The sequence below is a fragment of the Desulfitobacterium dehalogenans ATCC 51507 genome (assembly GCF_000243155.2).
In the GTDB taxonomy this organism is placed as follows: Bacteria; Bacillota; Desulfitobacteriia; order Desulfitobacteriales; family Desulfitobacteriaceae; genus Desulfitobacterium; species Desulfitobacterium dehalogenans.
In genome coordinates this window covers 38,528-63,834 of sequence record NC_018017.1, presented here as the reverse complement: position 1 = coordinate 63,834, position 25,307 = coordinate 38,528, and the positions used below count along the sequence as shown (strand labels likewise).

Sequence of the window (25,307 nt, the reverse complement as noted above, 5' to 3'; positions counted from 1 at the left end):
TTTTCAAAATAAGTAAGGCCAATGCCCTATTTATTGAGTTCTGCCACTTTGACCTGGATTTTTAAAACCGCTTCCGTCACAGCTTGAAACTCCTCTATGCTTAAGGTTTCCGCTCTCCTTTGTTCATCCACTCCGGCTGCGGCGAGAATCTCACCGACCTGCTGCTTAGGGATGCCAAGTCCTCCGGCCAAGGAATTTCCTAAGGTTTTGCGCCTTTGACTGAAAGAGGCCTTTACTACTCGAAAGAAATCCTTTTCCTGTACCCGGAATCCCGGGTAAGAGCGCAGGTCAAAGCGCACTACTGCTGAAGTGACTTTAGGTGCCGGCCAGAAAGCTTGGGGCGGGACTTCAAACAGTTTCTCCGGTTGGGCTGAGACCTGGGCCGCTATAGAAAGCACTCCGTAGTCCTTTCTGCCAGGTTTGGCAACCAAACGATCTGCCACTTCCTTTTGGACCATGACCACCATACTATGCAAGGAGTCCTTTTGCTCCAAAAAATGCATAAGCAAAGGGCTGGTAATGTAATAAGGGAGATTCCCCACCAGTACCCCTTTCTTTGTTCCCCAGATGTCCTTTAAGTTCAGCTTTAATGCATCCATATTGAGAATCTCTATCGGTAATCCTTGCAGTTCCTTCTGCAGTACATTCACTTTTCCCTGGTCCAGCTCTACCGCCCATACCTTCTGAGCTTTTTGGGCCAAGACCCGGGTAAGGACCCCCAGTCCCGGTCCAATCTCTACGATGGGGATTGCCGGCTCTTTGACACTGGCTGCCACTATATTCTCAATGACCCGGTCATCCATCAAAAAATTCTGCCCTAAGGATTTATGGGCTTTAGCACCGCCCTTAAGGATGCGCCGGGTATAATTCGCTGCGTTCTCCATGAATAGCCTCCCTAACCGCCTTGTCAAATTCCTCATGGGTAATCCCAAACCGATTTAAGCGATGTAAAAATTGCTTGCCATTAGCATCCCCAATACCTAAGATTTTCCCCACAGCCAAGCGTCGTTCTGCAGAATGGTTCAATCCCACCAGCCCTGCTTCCAGCAAATCTTTTATTTCAAACAGCACCTCTTTAACCTGAACTCCACTGTTATTTTGTTCAGAATGGAGTGCATCCGTCCTAATCTTCTGGAAAGCCTTTTGAATATCCTCGGGGCTTGCATTTTCTACGCCAATATCATCATCTTTTGGGGAACGGGCATCTTTTTTGGACAAATAAACATGCTTGGCTTCCGGCACGTATCGCCGGATTCGTTCCCGGATTTGCTCCCCCACGGAGTCAGGATCCGTAAACACGATCACTCCCCGGCGCTTTGCCATCTCGGCGATGTAAAGCAATTTTTCCTGGGTCAACCCATAACCTTCCGTCCAAAGTACATCCACATTCCCTAAAGCTCTGCGCACTGCATGAGCATCATTTTTACCTTCCACTACGATTAACTCTTCAACCATGTTTTTCGACAATTCCTCCCGGGACTATAAATCAAATGAATGTATGTATTATTATCTTTTCTATCTTAACCTACCTTCACAAATTTCACAAATAGGCACCTACAAAAAAGTGAAAGGAGCAGAAGAGATTCTTCTGCTCCTTACGTGTGTCCCGTTTCGGATCTGCCTGGTTAGCTATTTCTTATTTTTATTGGTTCCGTAGGTCTTAACTAAGCTGTCCCAAATTGCCGGATCTTCCATCCCTATTCTCCAGATAGCCACGCCATGGAGTTTATGCTCCCGGGCATATTCCATCTTGGGTTGTAAGCTTTGCTTATTTTCAAAGTATACTTCATGACGAACGCCATTGGCTGTGTAGGTATACCAGGGAACTTTATGCTCTTCATCGTATCCTACCTGTACCCCATGCTTTTTCGCACGGGCCATGCTTTGATCAAAAGAGAGATAATCGGGCATGGTGGGCTTGTTGGATCCCCAGTCAAAGGAGTAGACAGGAAGTCCTAAAACGATCTTTTCCCTTGGGATTTTGGTGACGGCATAGGAGATCACCTTATTCACCCAAGCGTGGGAAGATATCGGTCCGGCGGTGGTTCCCAGTCCATGCTCATCATAGGTCATCAGCACGATTTGGTCGGCATTTTTACCGATGGCTGCATAATCGTATGCACCAGACCAAAGGTCGGATGGATAATCGATGAACTTAGCCGGAATGGACACGTTGAGCACTTTGTCTTTGGCTTTTAAGGCACCATGGAGTTCCCCTAAGAAGGTTGTGAAGTTATTGCGGTCGGCGGGTGGAGTTTTTTCGATATCAATGGCCACTCCATCCCATTTTTCATTCAGCGTCAATTGCACAATATTATTGACAAATTTGGACCGGGTCTGAGGATTGGCGAAGACACTGTGAGCCAGATTGGCATCGAAGAGACCGCCACGCATATTATGGATCAAAGCGTAGGCTTTAGCCCCATTCTTTTGCGCTGCTTCTTTGATGCTGAGATCCTTTTTCCCTGTGGTGAGGATTTTTCCATTGGCATCAAAGGAATACCAGAAGAAGGAAACCTCATCCATCAATTTGATGTTCTTCATCATGGATTCTTTGGATCCGGGAATTTCCCCTTCAGGATCCGTATAAAAGCCCATGACCACACGCTTCTCGTTTCCTAGAACATCCTCACGGGTCTCTGCCTCAGCTTTTGGAGGTTCGCCGCTTTCAGTAGCGATCTGATTCGGCGCTTGGGTGCTTTGCTGTTGTTGTTGAGGTTTATTACACCCGACTAAGCTAAGACTCAATACCAGAACAGCTATTAAATTTAAAGTCAGAAACCGCTTCATTCTGAGATCAACTCCTTCATCTTGATTCGGTCACTGACTTTATTGTCCCCTCTTCAATTGTCCTTATGTATAAGTATTGCTGGAATACCAATCCACTATTTTACATTAGAGATTTAACCTCATTATAAAACAACAAAAATACGGCGCAAATTCCTTGTTTCTAATGTTCCCGATAATAAGTTAACTATCCGGGAAACTATAAGCATATGAAAGAAAAGAAAAAAATAAAAGCTCCTCGGGCCAGTAGCTTATCCTATATACGCACGCTCAAACCCGAAAGACAGCCTAAGGATTTTGCTTTACAAAAGTGAGCTAATTTAAGCGAGCGGAAACAAAACTTCGCGAAAAGCACGCAGCGGAGTCGAGTTGGAAACAGGACGTTTCCAACCGCCCATTGAGCAGGAGCGATTTGGGCGGGGACTCGACGGAGCGGAGAGCTTGAGCGTTAGTTTTGTCCGCGCAGCTTATTGAGCGACCGGTGTAAAGCAAAATCCTGGAGAATTAGCTTTCCGATCTTTTTCAAAGCAGGATAGGGTAGCCTTAAGGCAAGCCGAAATAATTGGCCACGCCTTTAGCCACAGCCTGGGCCAACTGATCCTGATACCAGGGCTGCCGTAGTCTGGCAAATTCTTTAGGATTGCTGATATATCCTAATTCTACAATTACAGCAGGCATGGGAGCGTTTTTAATAAGATAAAAATCCCCCGGCTTGGCAATCCTGCGATTCATTCCCGGAACCTTGATAAGCTCTTGCTGAATCGTTTCCGCTAAGCGTTTACCCTCTTCAGAGTTAAAATAATAAAAGGTTTCGGCACCGGTATTTCGCCCTGAGGGTGTGGCATTCAGATGTAAGCTGATCAGAGCATTGGCCTCTGCTTGTGAGGCCAGGGCGATACGATAGTTAAGATCGGCCTGTTTCTTGGGCTGCCTGCCCCGGACCCCTTCTGGTACATAATCAATATCCTCTTCCCTGGTCAGAATAACCTCGATACCGGCAGGCCCCAGCAGCTCCTTGACACGCTTGGCCATTTCCAGATTTATTTCCTTTTCATAGATTCCTTGCTTTGTGATCGCTCCCGGATCATATCCACCATGGCCTGCATCAATCACAACCTTAGCCTTTGTTTCAAGAGGTCCCAGAACTGCTGCAGAACCTTGATAAAATACAGAAAGGACTAATCCAAGCATCACGGTCAAGACGATAATTACCGCCATGCCCTGAGTCTGCTTGCCAGGAATCACTACGGGTCTTCGCAATCCGCTCCCCCCTTGATTTTTTTGCAACTGCAAGCCGGTTTCCTATAGATAATATGATGCAGGAGATAAAAAAATGAGGCCCTTCGCTTTTATTTCGAAGAACCTCATGGTTTGATAACTCTATATGTTAATCTCGAAAGTTGTGTAGGTCACTTTCATTTTTTCTTTTCCTTGTTATGGAATGGTTTATGTATTGCCTCTTAATCTTGTCTTATCTTACATAAACCACTACGGAGCGAACGCCCCAAGACCAGCAGGCATCCTCCGTATTCATATATAAATCAACCCGGTTTCCTTTGATCGCACCCCCGGTGTCCAGTGCGACTGCCTCACCATATCCATCCACATAAACTTCTGTTCCTAAAGGAATAACGCGCGGATCTACGGCAATAACCCCGTAGCGAGTTTCATGTCCTGTTGCTGTCCTTCCGCCGCCGGAATAGGCGGAAGCTCTCATCACATAAGCGCGCTTAAATTCAATGGTTTTGCCACCACGGGAAATGGTGGTCTGTGATCCTCTCGAAACTACTTGATTCACAGGAGCTCGTAAAACCTCCTGCTTCAAGACCTCTCGTGCAACCTCTACCCCATCTTCCAAAGTAATCTTCATAGTTTGCTCATGCTGGCCGTTTACTCCTTTTGTCACGACCTTATCCGGCAATCCCACTGGAAAATCCGCCGGCTGAGCAACCGTCTGATAGGGAATGTCATTGGTCATTGTCTCAATCTTTTCCTCTACCCGAACCACTTGAATCTCGTCCTCGGCCTCTATCATTTGATTCATTGGTAGAGATACCTTATCCTTTTCGTTTAAAACAATATCAAGCTTCTCTAAAGTTTCTTCTACTGTGCGCGGGGCCAAATATGTATCGATTTCCTTACCATCTACTTTGACCTTAATGGGAACTGCCCGCCGGACTTCAAGTTTAGCATCGGCTACTAGCATAGCCTCCCGCTGGAGATTAACCTCATCCGTTACCTTGAGATCCAATCCCAAACGATTTGATAAATCGACCAGGGCCTCACCCACTGTAGATGCGGGAGTCCGAGCCGGATACACTTGTCCATCCACAGTCAACTCCACAGGGAGGCTTCGCGTAATCTTAACTTCTAATCCTTTCGTGATTCCCGTCTCGCGATTCGGCTTCACGATATCCTCAGGGTAAATACCAAGCTTTGAATGCTCAAGGGCTGCACCGACAGTTGAGTAGAGGGTTGTGAGGCTCTGTGTTCCTCCATCAATCACAACGGTGATGGTCTTGGCTTTCAACAAAAATACTGATGCTACGATGAATACTACAGTCAGTAACGTAACGGAGATTTGGGCTTTACGGGAGCTACGAACTAAGGAAAAAACCGAAGTTCGTGTCTTCTCTGACATCTCATCCCTCCATAATTTAACTCTGACCTACCCCATCATTTTAACCAAATCTCCCTCATCTGTCAAAGCTTTTTGGTTATATTTTCCATTTTCTTATGCATTTCCCAGTATATGGATAACTACCGGCCTTCTTCCCCATTGAATACATCGCTGTAAACTTGGAAAAAAGACATCAATAATATTGCCTTTAATCGCCCCTCCCGTATCAGCAGCTATGGCATAGCCATACCCTTCCACATAAACTTCAGTCCCTAAAGGAATCACGCGCGGGTCCACCGCAATCAACCCTTCTCGCGGCCAAACTCCCGTCGCCGTCGCGTTGCCTGTATAGGTATAGGCCGTAGCTTCCACCTCAAAGGTCTTGACGATACTGTACTGGCTGAGATCCACATCCTCCCGTTCTACAGGCTTTGTATTCTGGATTACCACCCTTTTCTTCGGGGCATTGAGCTCAAATTGATGAATGATGAGCTCATCGTTAATCTCCCCCCCTACGGTGGTGGTACGGATAACATGGCGCTCCATACCTACCTGGCCCTCTTCCTGAACCTGACTCGTACCAGGAAGCATATTATTCGACTCAATATACTCTGTACTGATGGGGATTTCCACATCTTCGATACGATAGGTCATGGCCACTTGACCACCGATAGTGGGAATGAGCGGTTCCCCATCCCCATGGACACTCTCCGTCACAGATCCCTCGGCAGCCCCTATCTCCCCTTCCGAAGAAAGAACCGTCCCCTCCGGATTCAGGAGGGTTCCCTCCCTTCCCAAAGCTGGGGCGTCGGGTATAGGAGATAGGGCTGGATTGTTTCTTTCGAACACAGGAAGTGTCAATTCGATTCTTTTGGGAAAGGCATCCGCTGGAGCATAGAGCAACGTACTTCCTGCCAGTACCAACGTCCCCCCCATGGTCAGACTACGATTTTTCGCTGAACGCCAATAATCCGTATAGGTAGCTATAGGTAATGAATACATACTATTCCCCCCTGCTAAAAAGGTATGTTAACCAAAGAAAAAAAAGAACATTGTAGCATAGAAAGCAAAAATCCCGGAGACATCCTCCAGGACTCTTGCTATTATATCCAGCTCATGCTGTGCTTTTAATCTTACAGCCCAAACAGCCTATTCCCATTCTCAAATGCCAGTCTTGCGACCTCCTCGGCCTCCAGACCCCGAATATCCCCAAACTTCTCCACCACCTGCCGCACATAAGCCGGCTCATTCCGCTTTCCGCGGTAAGGCTCCGGTGTAAGATAGGGAGAATCCGTCTCGACCAGGAAACGGTCCAGGGGGACCTTCTCAGCCACTTCCACCGTATGACGTGCATTTTTAAAGGTAAGGGGGCCCGCAAAAGACAGATAAAATCCTAAGTTAAGGATAATTTTGGCCATTTCCCAGGATCCCGAATAGCAATGGAACACTCCACCCTTTTTCGGGGTATGGGCCTTCACGATGTCTAAAAGATCCTGATGAGCATCCCGATTGTGGATAATGATGGGAAGCCCTGCTTGATCTGCCAATTCAATCTGGTGGATAAACACCTCCTGCTGAACTTTGCGCGGAGAGAGATCACGATAATAATCCAGCCCGATTTCACCCCAGGCGATGACCTTATCTTCCTGAGCCAGCTGAGTCAAACGTTTCCAGGTTTCTGACCTTGCCCCTTGAGCATCATGGGGATGAACCCCTATGGCGGCATAAATGGCATCATAGTGATGGGCTAAGCGAACGGAGCGCTCCGAAGAAGGCAAGTCATACCCTACATTGGTGACCCTGGTAATTTGGGCCTGGGCCATATTGTCCAGAACCCCCTGGAAATCCCCTTCATAGCGGGGATCATCCAGATGGGCGTGTGTATCCCAAATCATTTAACCCGTGCTCCTGCAGGAAGTTCCTTATCCAAGGTCAGGACTTCCAGAACTCCTTCATGGGAAGCTGCCAGAATCATCCCTTCCGAAGTGATTCCCCGTAATTTCGCCGGCTTTAAGTTGGCTACGATGACCACATGCTTGCCCACTAAATCTTCCGGTGCATAATGCTGAGCAATTCCCGAGACGATGGTGCGGGGTTTGCCTGCTACCTCGATTTCCAATTTTAAAAGCTTATCGGTTTTTTCTACTTTTTCAGCGTGGAGAACCTTAGCCACCCGAAGGTCAATTTTGGCAAAATCATCGATGGAGATTTCTTCTTTTATCGGTTCAAATTCCACTTTATTTTCTTCGATTTTTTGAGTTTCGACTTCGCTCACAGGTGCTTTCTCCTCTTCAACACTAAATTGTGCCATATCAATACGGGGGAACAAAGCCTCTCCCCGTTTCACTTGAATCCCTTCTCCTAAAACATCCCACCGTTTGGCATCTTCCCAAGCGAGCATTTCCTCACCGACTCCACATTGCTGGAACATCTTCGCCGTAAGCTTGGGCATAAAGGGTGCACAAAGAATACCCAGGATCCGAATCGCCTCAGCAAAGGTATGGAGTACTGTGTCCAGACGGGCCTGCTGATCCTCCTGCTTGGCCAGAGTCCAGGGAGCGGTCTCATCCACATATTTATTCATGCGGGAGACCAGGCGCCAAAGGTTTTCCAGAGCCCCTGCCGGATCATGAGCCTCCAGTCGCTCTTCCACTTTAGCAATGACCTCATTCCCCAAAGCCCTAAGCTCTGCTTCAAGCTCCGTGGGTTCGCCGGCCTTAGGTATCACACCGCCCCGGTATTTTACGATCATCGCCAGACTGCGGGAAACGAAATTTCCCAAATCATTGGCTAAATCACTGTTTAACCGTTCCACCAAAGCATCTTCCGAGTATGCGCCATCGGTCCCTACCTGCATTTCCCTCAGTAAGAAATAACGAATGGCATCGGAGCCATAACGCCGGATCAACTCGAAAGAATCTTGAACATTCCCCCGGGACTTAGAGATTTTACCCCCTTCTTTACTGAGGTACCAACCATGGCCATAGACCACTTTAGGCAGGGGGACTCCTAAAGCCATTAAAATAATCGGCCAAATCACAGCATGGAAGCGGACAATATCCTTGCCCATCAGATGAACTTCCGCCGGCCAATAACGCTGATACAACTCCCCGTCGGGATACCCCAAAGCGGAAATATAGTTGATGAGGGCATCCAGCCAGACATAGACCACATGCTTGGGATCAAAAGGAACCTGAATTCCCCATTGGAAGGTAGTACGGGAAACGCACAGATCCTCCAATCCTCCCTCGATAAACTTAACCATCTCATTGCGTCGGGAAGCAGGCTGAATAAAATCCGGATGATCCTTGATATAGCCTAAAAGAGCATCCTGATATTTAGAAAGCTTGAAAAAATAGCTTTCCTCCTTAAGCAATTCCACATCCCGTCCACAGTCAGGATTCGGGCATTTTCCGTCGATGAGCTTATTTTCCGTCCAGAAAGTTTCACAGGGTGTGCAATACCAGCCTTCATACTCTGATTTATAAATATCCCCTTGCTCATAAAGCTTAGTAAAAATCTTTTTAACCACCTTATGGTGACGATCTTCGGTCGTCCGGATAAAGTCATCATAGGTGATATCCAGCTCTACCCATAAGGCTTTAAACCGGTCCACCACCCCATCCACATAAGCCAAGGGATCCATTCCCTGGCTTTCAGCCGTACGAACAATCTTCTGGGCGTTCTCATCGGTACCGGTCAGAAAGTACACATCATGTCCTTTAAGCCGATGATAGCGGGCAAGGGTGTCAGCGGCTACGGTAGTATAAGCCGTCCCAATGTGGGGGCTGGAATTGGGGTAAAAAATCGGTGTTGTAATGTAATATTTCAATTTTAACCTTCCTCTCTTTCAGGACAGGCCACCGCAGTTTGTTCTGTTTACAGCTGTCCTGCTTATTAATATTATCATCCAGAAGGAACCCCTGCAAACCTCTCTGCAGAAAGTTTCTGTGCAGAGTCTGAGCCGAAAAAACTAAAAGCTGATTCTCCATGATTTTGCTTTTGGCGTTCACTCCATAAGCTGCGCGGAGCAATCTAATCGCTCAAGGCGGCATTCCCCAAAGCATGCTTATCCTCCGCCGTCTACAGATACTAATCCATAGGATAAGAAATATTCTGAAAAAAATTCCATTTTTATTACAAAAAATCATTGACTTTAAATGGTACCATTGGTATCATAAGGGTGTTACATTGTGTCGAAAGATGTAGTTTAGAGGAGGACTAGTCATGAAATCAACCGGTATCGTAAGAAAAGTAGACGAACTAGGTCGGGTGGTATTACCTATCGAATTACGCAGAACCCTGGGAATCGATGAAAAGGATGCTCTGGAAATCTATGTAGACCAAGAAAAGATCATTCTCAAAAAATACGAACCTGCTTGTGTATTTTGTAATAATGCCACAGATGTTCAGATTTTCCGTGGGAAAAATGTCTGCCGTGAATGCGCCACTGCCATGGGCGAAGCTGCATCCGGCAACCAACCCGAAGCCGTTTAATTTCACCTAAGACAGATAGAAGCTACCTCATTGGAAATTATAATTCTACATAATAGAAGGCGTAAAGCCTTCTTTTCCTTTTTATGCGCTTTTTCTACATTTTCTTAAAGTTCTTTTACCTAATGCCGGTCTCTCAATCCTTATTTGAGAGAACTGCTTGGTAAACCTCCCTCTTGCTCACTCCATACTTTTGGGCAACCATTTTCATGGCATCATTGGGCTTCATCCCCTGTTCAGTGAGCGCCCCCACTTCCTCACGCCATTCCTGTTCCCCTCCCACAGGCGGGGCAGGAACATAGGGTGAAGTCAACACACAAATTTCCCCTCGGGGGGAAGTGACCTTAAATTCATGGATAAGGGTACTCAAAGCACCCTTATGGACACTTTGATGGAGTTTCGTAATCTCCCGGACCACAGCCGTCTCCCGGTCTCCGAAAATCTCCAATAAGTCTCCTAAGGTTGCTACTAAGCGATGGGGTGCTTCATAGAAAATTTGAGTAAAAGGCAATTGGGCATAACTCTGTAATTCTTTCTTGCGCGCACCGGATTGGGAGGGCAAGAAACCATGAAATAAGAAATGATCATTAGGCATACCTGAAAGGAGCAAGGCCGTCAGTCCGGCATTGGCTCCTGGTAAAACATCCAAGGGTATTCCTTTCTCCAAACAAAGCTGAATAACTTCTTGACCCGGATCCGATATACCCGGCATTCCCGCATCCGAAATCAAAGCGATGGCTTCCCCTTGCTCTAATCTCTTGACCAGTTCCAGAGCTTTTCCTTTTTCATTATGTTCGTGATAACTGGTCAGGGGCGTGGTGATTCCAAAGTGATCCAACAGCTTTCGTGAATGACGGGTATCCTCCGCCGCAATGAGATCCACATCTTTAAGCACTTCTAAGGCTCGCAAAGTGATATCCCCCAGATTCCCGATCGGTGTCCCGCAGATATAAAGGGTGCCTCTCTGAACCGTAGCCAAAAGAACCGCTCCCATCTTACTCAATCTTTGCGTAAAAAGCCCATACAGAAGAGACAATCACCCTCCTCTAAAGGCTGTCCAAAATGAAGATGACAGACATGAAACCCTTCTTGATAGAGGCGTTCCAGGTTATCATGGGCAACGCCCTGAATATGTTCAGCATTAGCAATGACCCGTGACCTTTCCTTCTCCGGCAGGGCACATAGCTCACGCTTCAGCCTGGCATTCTCTTCTTCCAGGCTTTTAACATAGGGCAGCAAACTCTGCACTTCTTCAATCAAGGAGTTAAGCTTCTCCTCCACTTCCGTTAAGGCCTGGGTTAATTGACTCATACCTTCTCACTCTTTCCTCTGTTCTTTTCTCCTTTCTTATGGCGTCCTTCTTGACGCCCTTTGCCGGCGGCCGCTACGGCAGGACCACGTTCTTCCTTAAGCTCTTGATCCTCCAAAGCTTTGAGCACCGAATCCTCGCTGAGAACCAGGATGTCTTCTTCCCTTTGATGGCATTGTTTTCCGCACTGATCTTTGCAGTGAGACTCTTCATAAGCCCCATTCTCATATTTCAGACAGCACATAAGGCGTCCACAAATCCCTGATATTTTCGTCGGGTTAAGAGAGAGCTTCTGATCCTTGGCCATGCGAATGGATACAGGCTCGAAATCCCCTAAAAAGCTGGAGCAGCACAGCACTCTGCCACAGGAGCCGATACCTCCCAGCATTTTGGCTTCATCCCGAACACCAATCTGGCGAAGTTCGATGCGGGTCCGAAAAATCGATGCCAGGTCTTTAACCAACTCCCGGAAATCCACCCGACCTTCTGCAGTAAAGGAAAAGATAATTTTGTTCCCGTCAAAAGTATATTCCACATCCACCAACTTCATGGGCAGCTGATGATCTCCTATTTTTCTCAGGCATATGTCAAAGGCTTCCTTCTCCTTGTTTTGATTGGCCTGAACGATCAGTTCATCCTCAGTAGTAGCCTTGCGGATAACCGGTTTTAAAGGCATGACCACGTCTTCCTCTGATACCTGACGGGGTGCCAGGACGCATTCTCCATACTCGACTCCCCGCGCGGTTTCCACGATCACCTTATCATTGGCATTCAGGGCAAGATCCCCTGTAGAAAAATAATATATTTTACCTGCTCGCTTAAAGCGAACCCCCACGACCTCAACCATTCTGATTCCCTCCTTACCGGAATAATTTTAAGGCTAATCCTTCTATGACTAATCTGGGGTTAGCCTGCATTTGAATTTGATCTATAGCTTGCCCGATCGCCAACATAGCCTGTGGATTGACTTTATGTTTTCGAGCTACCCCTAAAGCCAAGATATGTAAATAGATCTCAGCTTCTTTTTTCTCCAGAGGGAAAAGAGGGAAAAGCTTGAGAAAATCCCCGTCCTCTACAGCCTGTTCGAATCCCTGAGTCCACTCCTTAACCTTTTCTACTCCCAGCGTCAAAATCTCGTAAGCCAATTCAGGATTATGGCTGCTCAAGCGAAAAGCCTCTTGGGCTTCCCAGGAATCTATGGATTCATCAAGGGATTCCAGCCATTCCTTCTCCCCTCGGAAGGGAAAATAAACTGCCTGGGCCCTGCTTTGAATAGTAGGTAAGAGAACTTCGGCATTCTGAGCGCTTAGAATGATAATGGTCCTTTCCGGTGGCTCTTCAATGACCTTGAGCAAAGCATTAGCTGCGGGAATGGTTAATTTATCAGCCTCTTCAAGGATAAAGACCTTATATTTTCCCTCATAATGCTTGCGGTATACCCGCTCCTGCCAGTCCAGAACCTGTTCGATCCCCATGGACATCTTGGCAGGCTTGACCACCTCCACATCCGGATGGTTCCCGGAAAGAATCTTTTTGCAGGAAGGACAGTGTCCGCAGGGCACCTCCTGATCCGAAGTGCAATTCATCCTCTGGGCAATCTCTAGACCAGCCTTACGTCTCTCCGGACTACTCCCTCCATGAAAGAGAAGCAAGTGAGCAAGCCGCCCATCCCGAGCAGCTTTTTCGATAAGATGAAGTGCAACGTTCACATTAAACCTCCTCAACAATCCAGACTTCTCGGCCAATATCCTCCCAGCCTTGCCAGCGTCCCCTATGCCGGGTCAGAAGCTCTAGGATCTCAGGAGTCATCTCCTCTCCCATAACGATCAATGGGATACCTGGAGGGTAAGGGGAAATGCTCTCACCCAATATTTTACCCACACTCTCCTCAAGGGGGATCTTGCGCTTCCGGGCGAAATAGGCCTGGCGGGGAGTAAGTCTTCCGGGGGGTAAAGGCATTTCGAAAGCTATCTCCTCAGCAGATGTCGTAATGCCCTTTCTTAAGCCCTCTAAGCTTAATAAACCCTTGGTCAGGATCTCCACCTCTTCGGGAGTATTGCCAATCCCTAACAGAAATAAAATATTCTCGTCATCCCATAATTCAGGGTCAATTCCATAATTCCTGCGTAAATGCTTTACACAAAAGGGGGCCGAAACTCCCAGTCTTTTGGTATTGATGAGGATCTTCGTCCAATCCAGTTTGGCAATCCCGTAAGTCCCCACATCCTGAGGGTTTAATATCCGTAAAAACCCACCTGCACGGCGATGGAGTTCCTGTACCGCTTCGTAAAGCAGCTCCCAGCGTCTGCTTTCTAAAGCATGCTCGACAGCCCTTTCCAGGGAGGCCATCAATAGATAGCTAGGGCTGGAAGATTGCAGAAGTTCAAGAGCCTTCTTAATAGCGGACAGGGGAACCCGCGATCCCTTTACATGAAGCATAGCTGCTTGAGTCAAGGCGCTTAAGGTTTTATGAGTGCTGCACAGCACCAGATCCGCCCCATATTCCAGGGCCCCCTTGGGGAAGAGTTCATGTAAATAATGGGAACCATGAGCCTGGTCCACCAAAATACTCACTTGAGGAGCCTGGCCATCTCTCTGGGCTGCTATCTTTTCTAAATCCGGCAATGTTCCATAATAACTGGGATAAGTCAGATGAACCCCGAGAAATTCACCCAAATCCACTTCATCTATGGATTTTAATCCCAAGGGCAGTCTGAATTCCGGATGAATCACACTGGGAATATATTCCGGTTCACATCCTGATAACACCAAGGCCGACAACACGGAGCGGTGGGATTGCCTCTCCACCAAAACCCTGGATCCCTGAAGGCTCTCCCCTCGCTTCCCGGTACCGGCCAAAGCCATGAACATCCCTTGGTTGCCCACTGTTGCCCCATTGATTAAGTAAAAACTGGCATCACTTTGATACACAGCGGCAGCCCGGGCTTGAGCCTGAGCAATCACTCCTTCGGGGGAGTGCAGCATATCCAAGCCCGGCAGTTCTGTAAGATCCTGACCGGGAAAATGCAAATCCGTAAAAAATTCCGATTTCCCTTTATGTCCTGGAGTATGAAAGGAAATCAGCCTTTGAGCCTCATACTGCAACAATTTATGGCCTAAATACAACACATTCTCTCCTCCAGGGTTGACAAAGGTAATACACATCATTATATCATAATATTTCCATTGAAGCACCTATTGAAGAGTATGGGAGCCTCCACTCGCTCCATTTTCTTGAGGGCTTACCGGTGAATTGCGAGCCAGCCCCGCATGCTTAATACAAACCTCGATATCATAAGCTACCGGAATATCTGCAACCCCTTGGGGCCAACTCCCCTTGATTTCTTTCCAGTACTTTGGTTTTTTAATTTCTATCTTTCGTCCAATCCCGATAAAATCCAGCTTAAGCTTTTCGCTTTTCGCCACAGCCGCTTCGCATTCTTCCTGAATTGCCTGAACCAATAGGGGTTTTAATTCTTCAGCAAATTGCTGCCAACGTTTGGTATTCATTTGTTCATGCGTCCCCATGATTTCATTGATTGCAACCTCGGCCTTAATTATGAATCGAATCCCCATTTTACCCTCGATGTTTTCGACCTTATACTTTGTTTTAGAGCTCAAGACCCAGGCCGTCACTTTGAGACCATTTCCATCTCCCTTCTCAAGAATCCGGCTTTGAATCTCGTCATCCAGCCAGAGATAACCCTTTGTTTCTTGGTCGTTAAGAGTCGCCAGTAATTTTCCGCCATCAAATACTGCCGATTCATGAATGAGGATTTCTTGCGCTCCTTCATCAGGATAGAATAATCCATGCTCCCCCGATTTGATACTCTCAACCAGAGGAATAAGAGGATTCTGGCTTTCCCGCCCTAAAACCGTCAGATAATGCCCTAAACGAGTTATAGGAAAAACCGACTGCCTTTTTTGCCCCTCGATGGTATCGAATAAACTTAAGCTGGGAATCTGTCTTGTGCGGAGCTCTGTCTCCATGATGTCTTTAGCTTTTCCTTTGGCGACGACAAGATAGACCGTCCTCCGAAACTCATAAAAGCGTTGGAAATAATCTAAAGCCTCATTGATCCCTGATTTAGCAAGATCTTCGCCAATGACAATGACCCGCACTGTTCCTGCAAAAGGCTGTTTGTCAAAAGCTTCAGCCACCCGTTCTGTCGTTGTGGCCAGACTCGGAGTTTCCACACTGATTGTCCAATTGTCAAGCTCTGCGGCCCCACCTCCGCTCGCTTTAGGTTGAGCGGTCTGCATGGTAACGAGATAGGTCCCCTCTTCCTTTCCTTTATCAATACCTATACCCAGCACATAGGCCAGTTCATCGGCTTCACGCTTCCCACCGCATCCTCCGAGGAACAGAATACTGATAATAAGGAGCAGTACGACGGAAAGCTTTAAATTGAGAGACTTTTCTTGCGACGCTTCCATCGATCCACCCCCCATACTAATGCTACCCATATAACTGTAAAGGGAAGAATTAAATAGTCATCTACTAACTGTATTTCCACTACTACATTGATACCGGTAAAAGCATATAAAGGGACCAGCACATAAATAATTCCTAAAACAACACCCACTTTACGGCTTTTTATGCCAAAAACACTTCGTATACCCCATACTCCTGCAAAAAACAAAGCTGTAACTTTTAAAGTTAAGGCGCCCGTCCAGATTAGAGTAAAAATCACCTCAACTCCGGTTATGGTCCGGGAGATCTCGATCATGTTCCCAAGAACCAAAAGGCCATAGGTAAGGCGGGCCGTTTCAAAAGGACCAAAGGTCATGATTTGAACCATAACCATCAATGTGTTTAACAAAATAACCATCAAAAAGGCTTTGAGGACACCCTTTTTTAATACTTTTAAATCATTTGCCTTACGCGGCAAAAAGGGTAACAGCCCTGCTAAAAAAAGAATATATTCCATAGGCCAAGGCGCGACTCTCAGCGTGGCCTCAATCAAGGGCGTGACTCCATTGTCTAGAATGGGAAAAAGCTCCCCTCTCTCAAAGCGAGGGATGCTGGATAATGCTATAAAAACTAAGGATAAACAAACAAAAGGAAATACAACTTCTGAAAAGCGGCTTAAGACCTCTATTCCACTAAAATAGAGGTAGGCAACAAGAAGGAAGGTTCCTAAAATCACTACATATTGAGGCATCAGGGGAAGAACACTGCGGTTATACATATCCACTCCCTGACCTAATAGGATTGCGCCAAAGTAGATCATAACAGCGCTGTAGAGAAGCCCCAACCCCTTACCGAGCCATTTCCCCAGAACCTTCTCTGATATCTCTATTAAATTCATATTAGGGTATTTGGGCATCAAGGAAAAAACCATGAAGGCCAGGGGGATCCCCAGCGCAAACCCGAACAGGATAGCCATCCAGCCATCCCTTCCTGCTGCTCCCGCCGTCATTGACCCAGCAACCATATAAGTTGTCCCCAGTATGACTGCAGCACTTAATATAGTAAATTGATGGGTGGATATGCGTTCCACTTATTTTTTCCTCCCTGACTTAGTATCGTGAACATCTACTAAATCCGGTACATCACCGGAAGCCCACCAGGGTGCCCTGACGAAAGTATCTTGAAGAAAGGCACGGAGTTTAAACGGGGCAATAGGACTAAGGTAAGGAGTACCAAAGGACCGCAACCCAAGCAAATGGATTATAGTAAGGTAGAGCCCGATTCCTAGGCCGAAAAAGCCCATCGTTCCCGACAAAATCATCAGGGGAACCCGAATCAGACGGATGGCAATCGCCAGGTCGTAGTAGGGAATAGTATAGCTGGAAACTGCTGTAAGACCGATAACAATAACCATGATAGGGCTGATCAGACCAGCCTTAACAGCTGCGTCTCCTATGATCAAAGCCCCGACGATCCCAATCGTCTGTCCGATGGGCTTCGGGAGCCGCAGTCCCCCCTCTTGAAGGATCTCCAGGGCAAGGAGCATGAGCAATGCCTCCCCAAGAGCAGAAAAAGGAACCGCTTCACGATTGGCTGCAATACTCAAGACCAAGGTCGTGGGCAGCACTTCCTGATGAAAGGTGGTTACGGCAATATAAAGGCTAGGAGCCAAAAGCGCTATAAATGCCCCCCAATATCTTATCGTACGTACAATAATAACAATCATCGCTCTTTGATAATAGTCATCATTGACTTGCATAAAGATGGGTAAGGTAACCGGAACGATCAGAGCGGAAGGAGTGCCATCCACCATAATGGCAACTCGCCCCTCCAAAAGGTCGGAAGCCACGATGTCAGGACGCTCCGTATTAGAGACCTGAGGGAAGGGAGAATAAGGATGATCCTCAATCAATTCCTCCAGCATGTCTCCCGAAACTATACCGTCGATTTGGATACGACTCAGTCGTCTAAGAACCTCCGAAACCACGTCCATATTGGCCATATTCTCGATATAGGCAATCACCACGTCCGTTTTCGAAAGATCCCCAATTTTCATGGAGACCAGCCGCAGTGACGGATGTTTAATTCGCCTTCTCAGCAAGGAGGTGTTGGTTCGTAGTGTTTCATTGAACCCTTCCTTAGGTCCACGGATGGAGGATTCATTCAGAGGAACATTTACTCCTCGATTTGCCCAGCCACGGGCACTAATCACAATAGCCTCTTGGCCTTCCTCAAGGAAAAGAACTGCATCCCCGGATAACATAGCATCAATGGCTTCCCCCAAGTGGCTTATCTTCTTCACTTCATTCGTCGGGGTAAACAGATCCAGCAATCCATCAAGGACATGTTCAAAAGTCATTGCTTGAAAGAGAGGATCATCGACGGCCTCGACCATGAGCGCCCGCAGTACATAAGCATCCAATATATTTTTATCAACTAAGCCATCGACTACCCCAAGCACACAGGGTATTTCCTCTTTAACCCGCAAAATGAACTTCCGAAAAATTATATCACTGCTTTTGGATAATTCTTCTTCAATCCGTGCAAAAGAAATGGGCTTATCCCATTCTTGATCTATGGGAGTCCTCTGGACAGGTCGTATTTTTTTCTTATAAGGACGCTGAGTTAGCTCCTTTATTACGGTAAAAAAACTTTTTGACAATAATACCACCCCCTCCTCATGTCCTTATTGTCCTCGAAAAGCTTTTCCCTTATACACGAATGCAGCATTTGAAAAAGGAGATAGAACCCCTTCTCAACAAACAGGTTCTATCTCCCCTAGTTTAAATTCAATAATTTTCATGCAAGAGTCTTATATTCCTCCAATCTTGTCCTCCATTAAGTTTTCCCTTAGGGTATCGAATAGCGCCGCATGCAGATGTTCATCAATGAAATTATGCTTCAGCTGAGTACAGAATTCCCCGCCTGGGTCTTCTCCCCCTGCGACCAAATCTTTAATCAATTTCTTATAATCACTCATGGCCTTTCTTTCCAGCTCAATATTCAGCTGAAGAGCCCTCTCCAGACCGGTTAAAGACATTAAATTACCTAAGGACATGCCGATGATGGGAGAAGCCACTTCTCCTAATAGTGTAGGGTTGCCCCCTAAACTCATAATGCGGCCGGCCACATTATCTACATGGGATTGTTCTATCGAGACCACTCTCTCAAAGACTTGCCCTGCATAGTGATCTTTAAACTGCTTGCTTTGCGCCTTATACACTTCCACTTGGTTCACCTCTAAGCTGTAGAACCAATTCAGCCTTCGTATCAGATCCTCCCGCTCCATGCCCATCTTCCTTCCTTATAGAAGCCTTTTTCATATACAATTTCTGATAGTTTAACTCCGCTTAGAAAGAATTATTCTTCTGAAAAGAGCTCCGGTCCAGACTCCCTGGGACATTTTGTCTTCGAATAAATTCCATACCTGAAGTTAATGAGCGGTGTAGGATAAGTTATAATCGGTTAATGTCTACAAAAGCTCCGCATTCTGGAGTAGAGCTATAAGAATGAGTATGGTACAGAACATGACAAATCCATCAAAGATTAAGCTTTTTCCTGATGGCCGGGTTCCAACTGAATTTGTCTCAATTGTTTTTGACTCAACTTGTTTTTCATTACCTTGCTGTCTATCCATTGAACACAACTCCTTCTACAAGTTACTAAAAAGTCCAAAATTCCTCCTACTGGGCAAAAGAACCGGCACCAGATCCGCAAGATGAATACTCCGGCAAACAGCATAACCGGCAGCATTAACCACTGGACTGCAGTTCCCTCCCAAGCAAAAAGCGGAGCAAAGATCTCGTAGCTGCTGATACTCGGGTTCATCATCAAAAAAGCAAATACTAAAGCAATCCAAGCTAAGAATAAACGTAGATGTTTAAATCTTTTTATACTTCTTTCACAGGGCTTGTAACTCGTTCGGCTAAACCTCCCGAACGCCCCCAACAATTCAGACAGAGCTCCATAGGGACATATCCAATAACAATAAAGATTGCGTCCAGTAATGAGGATCAGAGCGAACACTCCAATAAGCAAGATTAACCAGAAAGGCATATTCTGCCAAGATATATTCCCGGAGATTACTGAGGCAATATTACCTAACGTAAGAAGTGCCTTCTGCCAATAACCTATTAAGAGGAAACCAGCGATAAGAGTTACATTCCTTAATTTATTCAGTTTGAATTTTTGAAACAAAAACACTGCAAAAAGGAGTCCCAAAAGCAAATAATGCTCTAAGGATAGTTTCAAACTAGTTGTCTGCGGTACCTCCATATTTAATTGAGTCATTGCTATCGTATGAGAAGCCTTGCGTACCGCTTCGGCTATTGCCCTGGAAGTAAACGTGGCATTGGTTACGCCATCTAAATCCTGACCAAGTTCAAATTGGCTATTTGCTTTTTTACCAAGGATATTATCCACGAATCCTACAGACATAACTTTATTAAAAAATGAAGGAGTCTCAGTCTGCTGAACAATCTCCAGCTTTTTAAGCTGACCCTCTTTGTCGATGAAAACCAAAACATCCACAGGACCGGCATAGCCAATTGCACTTTGCAAATTGAAGTAACCAATAATCTCTCCCTGTTGTGAAGCTTCATAGATCTCTCCTGCGAGTTGCTTTACTTCACTTCCCTGTCCAGCCATTTCTCTCATCTTGGGCAGGTAATCTCCACCTGCCTGTACTTTATAAACTATTACACTGGCAGCAAGAATTAACAACGACATAAATAGCAAATACTTTTTTTTCATTCTAAACCTTTTTCTCCTTAGCGAATATTAAAACTTATTCCTTCTTCCACCAAGTTTTTAAAATATTTTCATTAATAATATATTTTTTGAAACCAAGTGCTGGCTCCGGCTTATTTTTTGAGGAAACCATAGACAGATTTGCCATAGATTCAGTTAGCTCATCAGCCCAACTTGTGTACTTATTGTAGGGACAAGAAATAATACACTTATAACATTTTGTATTATTCTCAACACAGTATCGATAGCATTTTTCGGTATCGACGCTCTTATCAAATTCAGAACCATTCGAAGAACTAGAAATAGCATGAGCCGGACATACCTCGGAGCAGATGGCACAGGAAACACAAAAATCTTTCAATCCAAAAGCTATTGGTATGTCGGGTTCTAAATCCAGATCCGTAAATATCTTACACAACTGAACTCTTGGCCCATACTCCTTGGTAACCAGTAGTCCATTTCTACCGCATTCACCTAATCCAGCCATTATTGCTAAAGGAATACTGGGTACAGTTTCATCGCCGCAGGGTTTAGCCTTGAAGCCTAATTCCCTAATAAATGTTGCGACTTTTTTTTCAGTTCCTGCCATTTGAGAATGGCCAAGGCCCGTTGAAGCGGTAGCTATTATCGAAGAGTTTATATAGCGGGTTTCATCTTTCATGACGAAGCCCATTACAATCACACTTTTAGGCTCGAAGGATAAGCCACTATGCATGTATCGCTTGTCATAATCGGCTATGCCGACTAGGTTAGCACCTAAAAACATGGCGGCTCTTTTTACTATAAAGGAAGCTTGTGTAGCGTCTTGAAATTTCATCTTACTCTGATTGTGTTTGCTACTCCATTCACATAAATCTTGTTCATGAATTACGAAGCAGTTATCTTTTGCTGTATAATCACTAATTGCCGCTGCTGCTTTACAGATGGCATAATCAACTATGTTGTATTCTCGTTTTTTTGAAGATTGGTCCGCCATTGAAGTTCCTGGCTCTGATGGAACAGTGTTCTTCTCTATGCCACTATCGTTCTTCTCAGCCTTCTTCACGGAGGGCTTGTCCCTTATGGATTCTTTCAATCTCTGGGTTAAACCATGATGCCAGCTGGACCATTTATTATATGGGCAACAAGCTATACAATTACTGCACTCTGCTCCGTTTAGTGCCCAAAATTTATAGCATCTTTCAGGATCGGTATACCACTTTAATACCCCATCGCAATTAGACATAGAGTCCCCGTACATTGTAGGCTTGGAATCTAAGGGAATAGCACCCGTTGGACAAGAATAAGCACACTTTTTGCACTTCATGCAGAACTGACTCACTCCAAAAGTGATGGGTTTATCTGGTTGCAAGGGCATATCTGTCAATACTTTTAGAAGTCTTACTCTCGGGCCATATTCTGGGGTAATGAGCATTCCATTTCGGCCCAATTCACCGAGTCCTGCCTGTATTGCAAGAGGAATGCTTATGGCGGTATCATTCCCACTGGGAATAGCATTATAGCCAAGCATACGAATGAATGTTGCCATTTTTCTAGCTGTTTCTGCCATTTTAGAATAGCCAAGTCCTGTGGCAGCACTGGAAATTAAGGAGGGTGACGTAAGGCATCCCCTATAATCAGTGTCTACCGCTATGACGATAACACTCTTAACTGGAAACGGAAACTCGGCAGGAATACTTTCTTTTGTAGAAAAATCGTACCAAGTGGAATATACCCATTTTTGATCGTATTCAGCTATACCCACCAAACTCGCACCCAGGAACCTAGCAGCATCCTTGACGATCAGGGAAGCCTCCTTTAAATCAGTAAAGGTTGCCTTCTGACGACTCTTTTCTTCATCCCAGGCATACAAACCGGAATTCGCGCAGCCGTATTCATTTTTCGGAGCATATTCATAACAGGTTGACCAGGCAGCGATATTCAGTGCTCTATCAATCACTGTAAATCCTTCTGAACCGTCACCTTGTTTGTATTTATTTTCCCTTATTCGCTGCCGAATTGGAATGACTTGCGAATCCCAAAATCCACGAATGGTGACTATCTCCTTTTGCTGCATTCGCCTAAAATCTTTTGCCAATACTATGGGCGCCTTACTATGCTCTATGATCATCAGAAATCCCTCCCATCTCCAAAGGAAATAACCAACTTAGGGTTCACCTGAAATTTTGGTGAGAATATGGTAAAATTATAATGAAGATTTTTTTTGGAAAGCGAGGTGTTGACCAATATGGAAGCTAAGCCTAATCACTTTCCTTATATAGATTCCAATAGGGTGCCAGCCTTTTTCCAACATGTGGGTAAGAAAATAAGATATAACCAAGGGGAAATTCTAATTTATGCTGATGATCAGGTTGAAGATGTTTACTTCTTATTAAGCGGTAAAGCCAAGCAATACGTCATGTCTGAGGAAGGACGCGAAAAAATCCTGTTTATCCTTCAATCTGGTGATATTGTAGGAGATTTCTCTATCTTTGAAAAAGGGGAGACTGGATTTTACGTAGAAGCCATCGAAGATTTAGAGCTACTACATCTTACCTTATCGGATCTCCAGGAGGCCTTGCGTAAATATCCGGAATTTAATTTATATATCCTTTCTTCATTAAGTAAAAAAGCGAGAAACTTAGTGGCTCAACTTGAAGATACTTGTTTTAAAGATGCTGAGACACGGGTATGTGATCTCCTTATAGAGTTGGCTTTTTATGAAGGCAAAATGGACAAGGATAATCCTAAAATCACGTTCCGAACCAGTCAGCAATTTATCAGCGATATGCTGGGGATCAATAGGATTACAACCGTTAAGATAATTAAAAACTTAAAGCTAATGGGATTGCTTGATGTAAGAGGCAATCAGTACACGATCAATGACCTTTCATTACTGCAAATGTACTCTTTAAAGGATTGTTAATATCTATTTTAGCACCAAAAAGCACATATTATATGTTTCAAGATTCGAACTTACAAGCTGTAAAACAATACAGGGGAAGACCAACGATTGGTCCTCCCTTATTTTTTTAAACTGCCTCTTTTGGCGTATTCTTACTTGTACCGGGAACCGGCTTGTAAAAGACAAATCTGTAGACCAAAATGGAGAAAATCAGGAACAATCCCCCGAAAATCAGTGTTGCCATTCCGGCAGCTTGAGGTTCTCCTTCAGCAAGACTGGTTCCGATAAATCCCAGAACAAAAAGGCCTGACAAATACCATATTGCTATGATAACCCATTGATATGCTTTCACACTTAATTTTCCAGCTTTAATGTTTTGGTAAAGTGCCAAAGAACCAATCCCTGTTAAAATACCTATTAACCATGTTAACACTATCATTATAGTACCCTCCTTACCACCATTTAGGGACATTTTTATCGGAATCCCAAAATTCCTTTGGATTCTTATCATGAGTACCATATCCTAGTGCATCATCTAGCGTAGCAAAAGTACTATTAAATACAGTTGTCTTAGCTGAAACTCCTTTTACTACATCATGAATCCAGGTTTTTGGTTTATTGTAAGGACAAGCAGATAGACAGATATTACATCCCCCTCCATTTTCCACCCATTGATTCAGGCATGTCCATGTATTAACATACCATTTTTTCATACCTGGGTTGTTAGAGGCGCAAGCGACTTTATCTGAGGGATCTTTGTCTTTGGATATAGACTCAGAAGGGCAGGCCTCAGCGCATTTCATACATGTGCGGCAAAACTCTGCGGCTCCAAAACTGATCGGTTTATCAGGTGCAATAGGAAGATCCGTCAATACTTTAGATATCCGAACTGAACTACCATATTCCGGATGTACCAGAAGTCCATGACGGCCCAACTCTCCAAGACCAGCATCAATAGCTATAGGTACACTTAAGGAAGCGTCATTCCCCATAGGGATTGCATTATAACCTAGGCCCCTAATAAATTCGGCCATCTTACCTGCGCTTTCAGCCATCTGAGAGTACTCGGTTCCTACGGTAGCCTCTGATAAAGTCGTCGGTGCATACTTTAACATGTTTGGATTCATAGGCGCCAACATAACAATGACTCTATTCATGGTTTTGGGGATATAGTAGGCTTCTTCAGTAATCGTAGGCTTGCTATGCTCTGTAGAGAAAACGTATGGTTTACCTTTTTCATCTTGGCTTAAGAACCATTGCTCATTTAAAACAGCGACTCCCGTGTCTCCAGACCCATATTCATTAGCAACCTTTTTTATATATCGATTGTTTTGCTCCGGGGTAGCTTCCCATTTACCTACCGTTTCAGCTCTTTTTATATTGCTAACTCCCAGAGGCTCCCAAGAAAAGAGCGGTGTTCCTTTGTAACTAGCCCAAGCAGCATCATAAAAGGCATTGTCCATAAGTGAATAACCAGGAACGCCTTCTTTAATAAACTTCACGATATATTTTTCTGCCTCAATATGCCAAGGGTTGCCTCCAAACTTGTCCATTGATAATTCCTTACTGTAGAAGGCATTTTTGCCCAGTTCATAACGCTTTAAATTTTCTGCGTTGGCAAACGGGGGCAAATTATAAGGTGACTGATCGACTTCTTGGACTGCAAAATTGACTATTGCAGATTCTGACTCCTGTCCAGCATAAACCGGCTGACTCTTAGTGACCAACCCCAGAGCAGCTACTCCAGCCGCAATTCCTGATGCCTTAAAGAAGTTCCTACGACTTATTCCAACGCTTCGCTTCTCCTCCTTTTGATCTAGAGTATTTTCCTTTTCACTATCCATTATAAAAACCTCCTTATACGTGAAAAAAATCCCATACACTACTAAAATAACATATAGAAAAAGTAGTCTAGACTACATATACGTACAAGGGACTGACCTTCTCAAGATTCGGCAAGGTAAATCCATAAACTGATACTTTATCATACCAACGTGCAAGTAAAGGGAGACCCTAAAAACTTATACTTTCCGATCAATCAAAAAAGAGC

23 protein-coding genes are annotated in these 25,307 nt (G+C 45.2%); 2 read left to right on the top strand and 21 right to left on the bottom strand.

Going from position 1 to position 25,307, the window contains the following annotated elements:
* Positions 1-26 precede the first annotated feature (26 nt).
* The 8 genes from rsmA to metG form a co-directional block, all read right to left on the bottom strand.
* Entirely contained in the window at positions 27-884 is an 858-nt protein-coding gene (rsmA, locus tag DESDE_RS00305) for a 16S rRNA (adenine(1518)-N(6)/adenine(1519)-N(6))-dimethyltransferase RsmA (RefSeq protein ID WP_014792058.1), read from the bottom strand.
* On the bottom strand, positions 847-1,455 hold the full coding sequence (gene rnmV / locus DESDE_RS00300; RefSeq protein ID WP_014792057.1) for a ribonuclease M5: 609 nt from the start codon (positions 1,453-1,455) through the stop codon (positions 847-849). The genes rsmA and rnmV overlap by 38 nt, the downstream gene beginning before the upstream one ends.
* 174 nt (positions 1,456-1,629) lie before the next feature.
* A complete protein-coding gene (locus tag DESDE_RS00295; protein ID WP_014792056.1) occupies positions 1,630-2,790 on the bottom strand; it encodes a glycosyl hydrolase family 18 protein in 1,161 nt (386 codons plus the stop codon).
* Between the two features lie 540 nt (positions 2,791-3,330).
* A complete protein-coding gene (locus DESDE_RS00290; protein ID WP_014792055.1) occupies positions 3,331-4,047 on the bottom strand; it encodes an N-acetylmuramoyl-L-alanine amidase family protein in 717 nt (238 codons plus the stop codon).
* A 211-nt stretch (positions 4,048-4,258) separates the two neighbouring features.
* Positions 4,259-5,428 (bottom strand): 3D domain-containing protein, encoded by a 1,170-nt coding sequence (locus DESDE_RS00285; protein WP_014792054.1) that lies wholly within the window; start codon positions 5,426-5,428, stop codon positions 4,259-4,261.
* A gap of 93 nt (positions 5,429-5,521) precedes the next feature.
* Entirely contained in the window at positions 5,522-6,409 is an 888-nt protein-coding gene (locus tag DESDE_RS00280) for a G5 and 3D domain-containing protein (protein ID WP_014792053.1), read from the bottom strand.
* 131 nt (positions 6,410-6,540) lie between these two features.
* Positions 6,541-7,302 (bottom strand): TatD family hydrolase, encoded by a 762-nt coding sequence (locus DESDE_RS00275; RefSeq protein ID WP_014792052.1) that lies wholly within the window; start codon positions 7,300-7,302, stop codon positions 6,541-6,543.
* Positions 7,299-9,239: a methionine--tRNA ligase gene (gene metG / locus DESDE_RS00270; protein ID WP_014792051.1), complete on the bottom strand. Its 1,941-nt coding sequence runs from the start codon at positions 9,237-9,239 to the stop codon at positions 7,299-7,301. Before metG ends, DESDE_RS00275 begins: the two co-directional genes overlap by 4 nt.
* A gap of 395 nt (positions 9,240-9,634) precedes the next feature.
* Here metG and DESDE_RS00265 point away from each other — a divergent pair, with 395 nt between their 5' ends.
* A complete protein-coding gene (locus tag DESDE_RS00265) occupies positions 9,635-9,904 on the top strand; it encodes an AbrB/MazE/SpoVT family DNA-binding domain-containing protein (RefSeq protein WP_005815009.1) in 270 nt (89 codons plus the stop codon).
* 133 nt (positions 9,905-10,037) lie between these two features.
* Here DESDE_RS00265 and rsmI read toward each other — a convergent pair whose 3' ends face one another.
* The 11 genes from rsmI to DESDE_RS00210 all read right to left on the bottom strand — a co-directional run bounded on the left by rsmI (position 10,038) and on the right by DESDE_RS00210 (position 22,483).
* Positions 10,038-10,895: a 16S rRNA (cytidine(1402)-2'-O)-methyltransferase gene (gene rsmI / locus DESDE_RS00260; protein WP_169314442.1), complete on the bottom strand. Its 858-nt coding sequence runs from the start codon at positions 10,893-10,895 to the stop codon at positions 10,038-10,040.
* Positions 10,896-10,900: 5 nt separating this feature from the next.
* Positions 10,901-11,212, bottom strand: coding sequence for an initiation-control protein YabA (locus tag DESDE_RS00255; RefSeq protein WP_014792049.1), 312 nt, complete (start codon positions 11,210-11,212; stop codon positions 10,901-10,903).
* Positions 11,209-12,057 (bottom strand): PSP1 domain-containing protein, encoded by an 849-nt coding sequence (locus DESDE_RS00250; protein ID WP_014792048.1) that lies wholly within the window; start codon positions 12,055-12,057, stop codon positions 11,209-11,211. Before DESDE_RS00250 ends, DESDE_RS00255 begins: the two co-directional genes overlap by 4 nt.
* A 13-nt stretch (positions 12,058-12,070) precedes the next feature.
* Complete coding sequence (locus tag DESDE_RS00245) at positions 12,071-12,919, bottom strand: DNA polymerase III subunit (protein WP_014792047.1); 849 nt, start codon at positions 12,917-12,919, stop codon at positions 12,071-12,073.
* Position 12,920: 1 nt separating this feature from the next.
* Positions 12,921-14,339, bottom strand: coding sequence for an aminotransferase class I/II-fold pyridoxal phosphate-dependent enzyme (locus DESDE_RS00240; protein WP_014792046.1), 1,419 nt, complete (start codon positions 14,337-14,339; stop codon positions 12,921-12,923).
* A gap of 66 nt (positions 14,340-14,405) precedes the next feature.
* Positions 14,406-15,647 carry a Ger(x)C family spore germination protein gene (locus DESDE_RS00235; RefSeq protein WP_014792045.1) on the bottom strand — a complete coding sequence of 414 codons (1,242 nt, stop codon included), beginning with the start codon at positions 15,645-15,647 and terminating at the stop codon, positions 14,406-14,408.
* Positions 15,614-16,714: a GerAB/ArcD/ProY family transporter gene (locus tag DESDE_RS00230; RefSeq protein ID WP_014792044.1), complete on the bottom strand. Its 1,101-nt coding sequence runs from the start codon at positions 16,712-16,714 to the stop codon at positions 15,614-15,616. Before DESDE_RS00230 ends, DESDE_RS00235 begins: the two co-directional genes overlap by 34 nt.
* Entirely contained in the window at positions 16,715-18,295 is a 1,581-nt protein-coding gene (locus DESDE_RS00225) for a spore germination protein (protein ID WP_242831294.1), read from the bottom strand.
* Between the two features lie 141 nt (positions 18,296-18,436).
* Positions 18,437-18,919 (bottom strand): demethoxyubiquinone hydroxylase family protein, encoded by a 483-nt coding sequence (locus tag DESDE_RS00220; RefSeq protein ID WP_019849106.1) that lies wholly within the window; start codon positions 18,917-18,919, stop codon positions 18,437-18,439.
* 251 nt (positions 18,920-19,170) lie between these two features.
* Complete coding sequence (locus tag DESDE_RS00215) at positions 19,171-20,376, bottom strand: FMN-binding protein (RefSeq protein ID WP_014792041.1); 1,206 nt, start codon at positions 20,374-20,376, stop codon at positions 19,171-19,173.
* Positions 20,377-20,410: 34 nt separating this feature from the next.
* A complete protein-coding gene (locus DESDE_RS00210; RefSeq protein WP_014792040.1) occupies positions 20,411-22,483 on the bottom strand; it encodes a reductive dehalogenase in 2,073 nt (690 codons plus the stop codon).
* A gap of 183 nt (positions 22,484-22,666) precedes the next feature.
* Here DESDE_RS00210 and DESDE_RS00205 point away from each other — a divergent pair, with 183 nt between their 5' ends.
* Positions 22,667-23,278: a Crp/Fnr family transcriptional regulator gene (locus DESDE_RS00205; RefSeq protein WP_242831293.1), complete on the top strand. Its 612-nt coding sequence runs from the start codon at positions 22,667-22,669 to the stop codon at positions 23,276-23,278.
* Between the two features lie 106 nt (positions 23,279-23,384).
* Here the strand turns inward: DESDE_RS00205 and DESDE_RS00200 are convergent, their stop codons facing one another.
* Together DESDE_RS00200 and DESDE_RS00195 are read right to left on the bottom strand one after the other, a co-directional pair.
* Positions 23,385-23,696: a hypothetical protein gene (locus DESDE_RS00200; protein WP_014792038.1), complete on the bottom strand. Its 312-nt coding sequence runs from the start codon at positions 23,694-23,696 to the stop codon at positions 23,385-23,387.
* Between the two features lie 13 nt (positions 23,697-23,709).
* Complete coding sequence (locus tag DESDE_RS00195; RefSeq protein WP_014792037.1) at positions 23,710-25,101, bottom strand: reductive dehalogenase; 1,392 nt, start codon at positions 25,099-25,101, stop codon at positions 23,710-23,712.
* Positions 25,102-25,307: the final 206 nt, after the last annotated feature.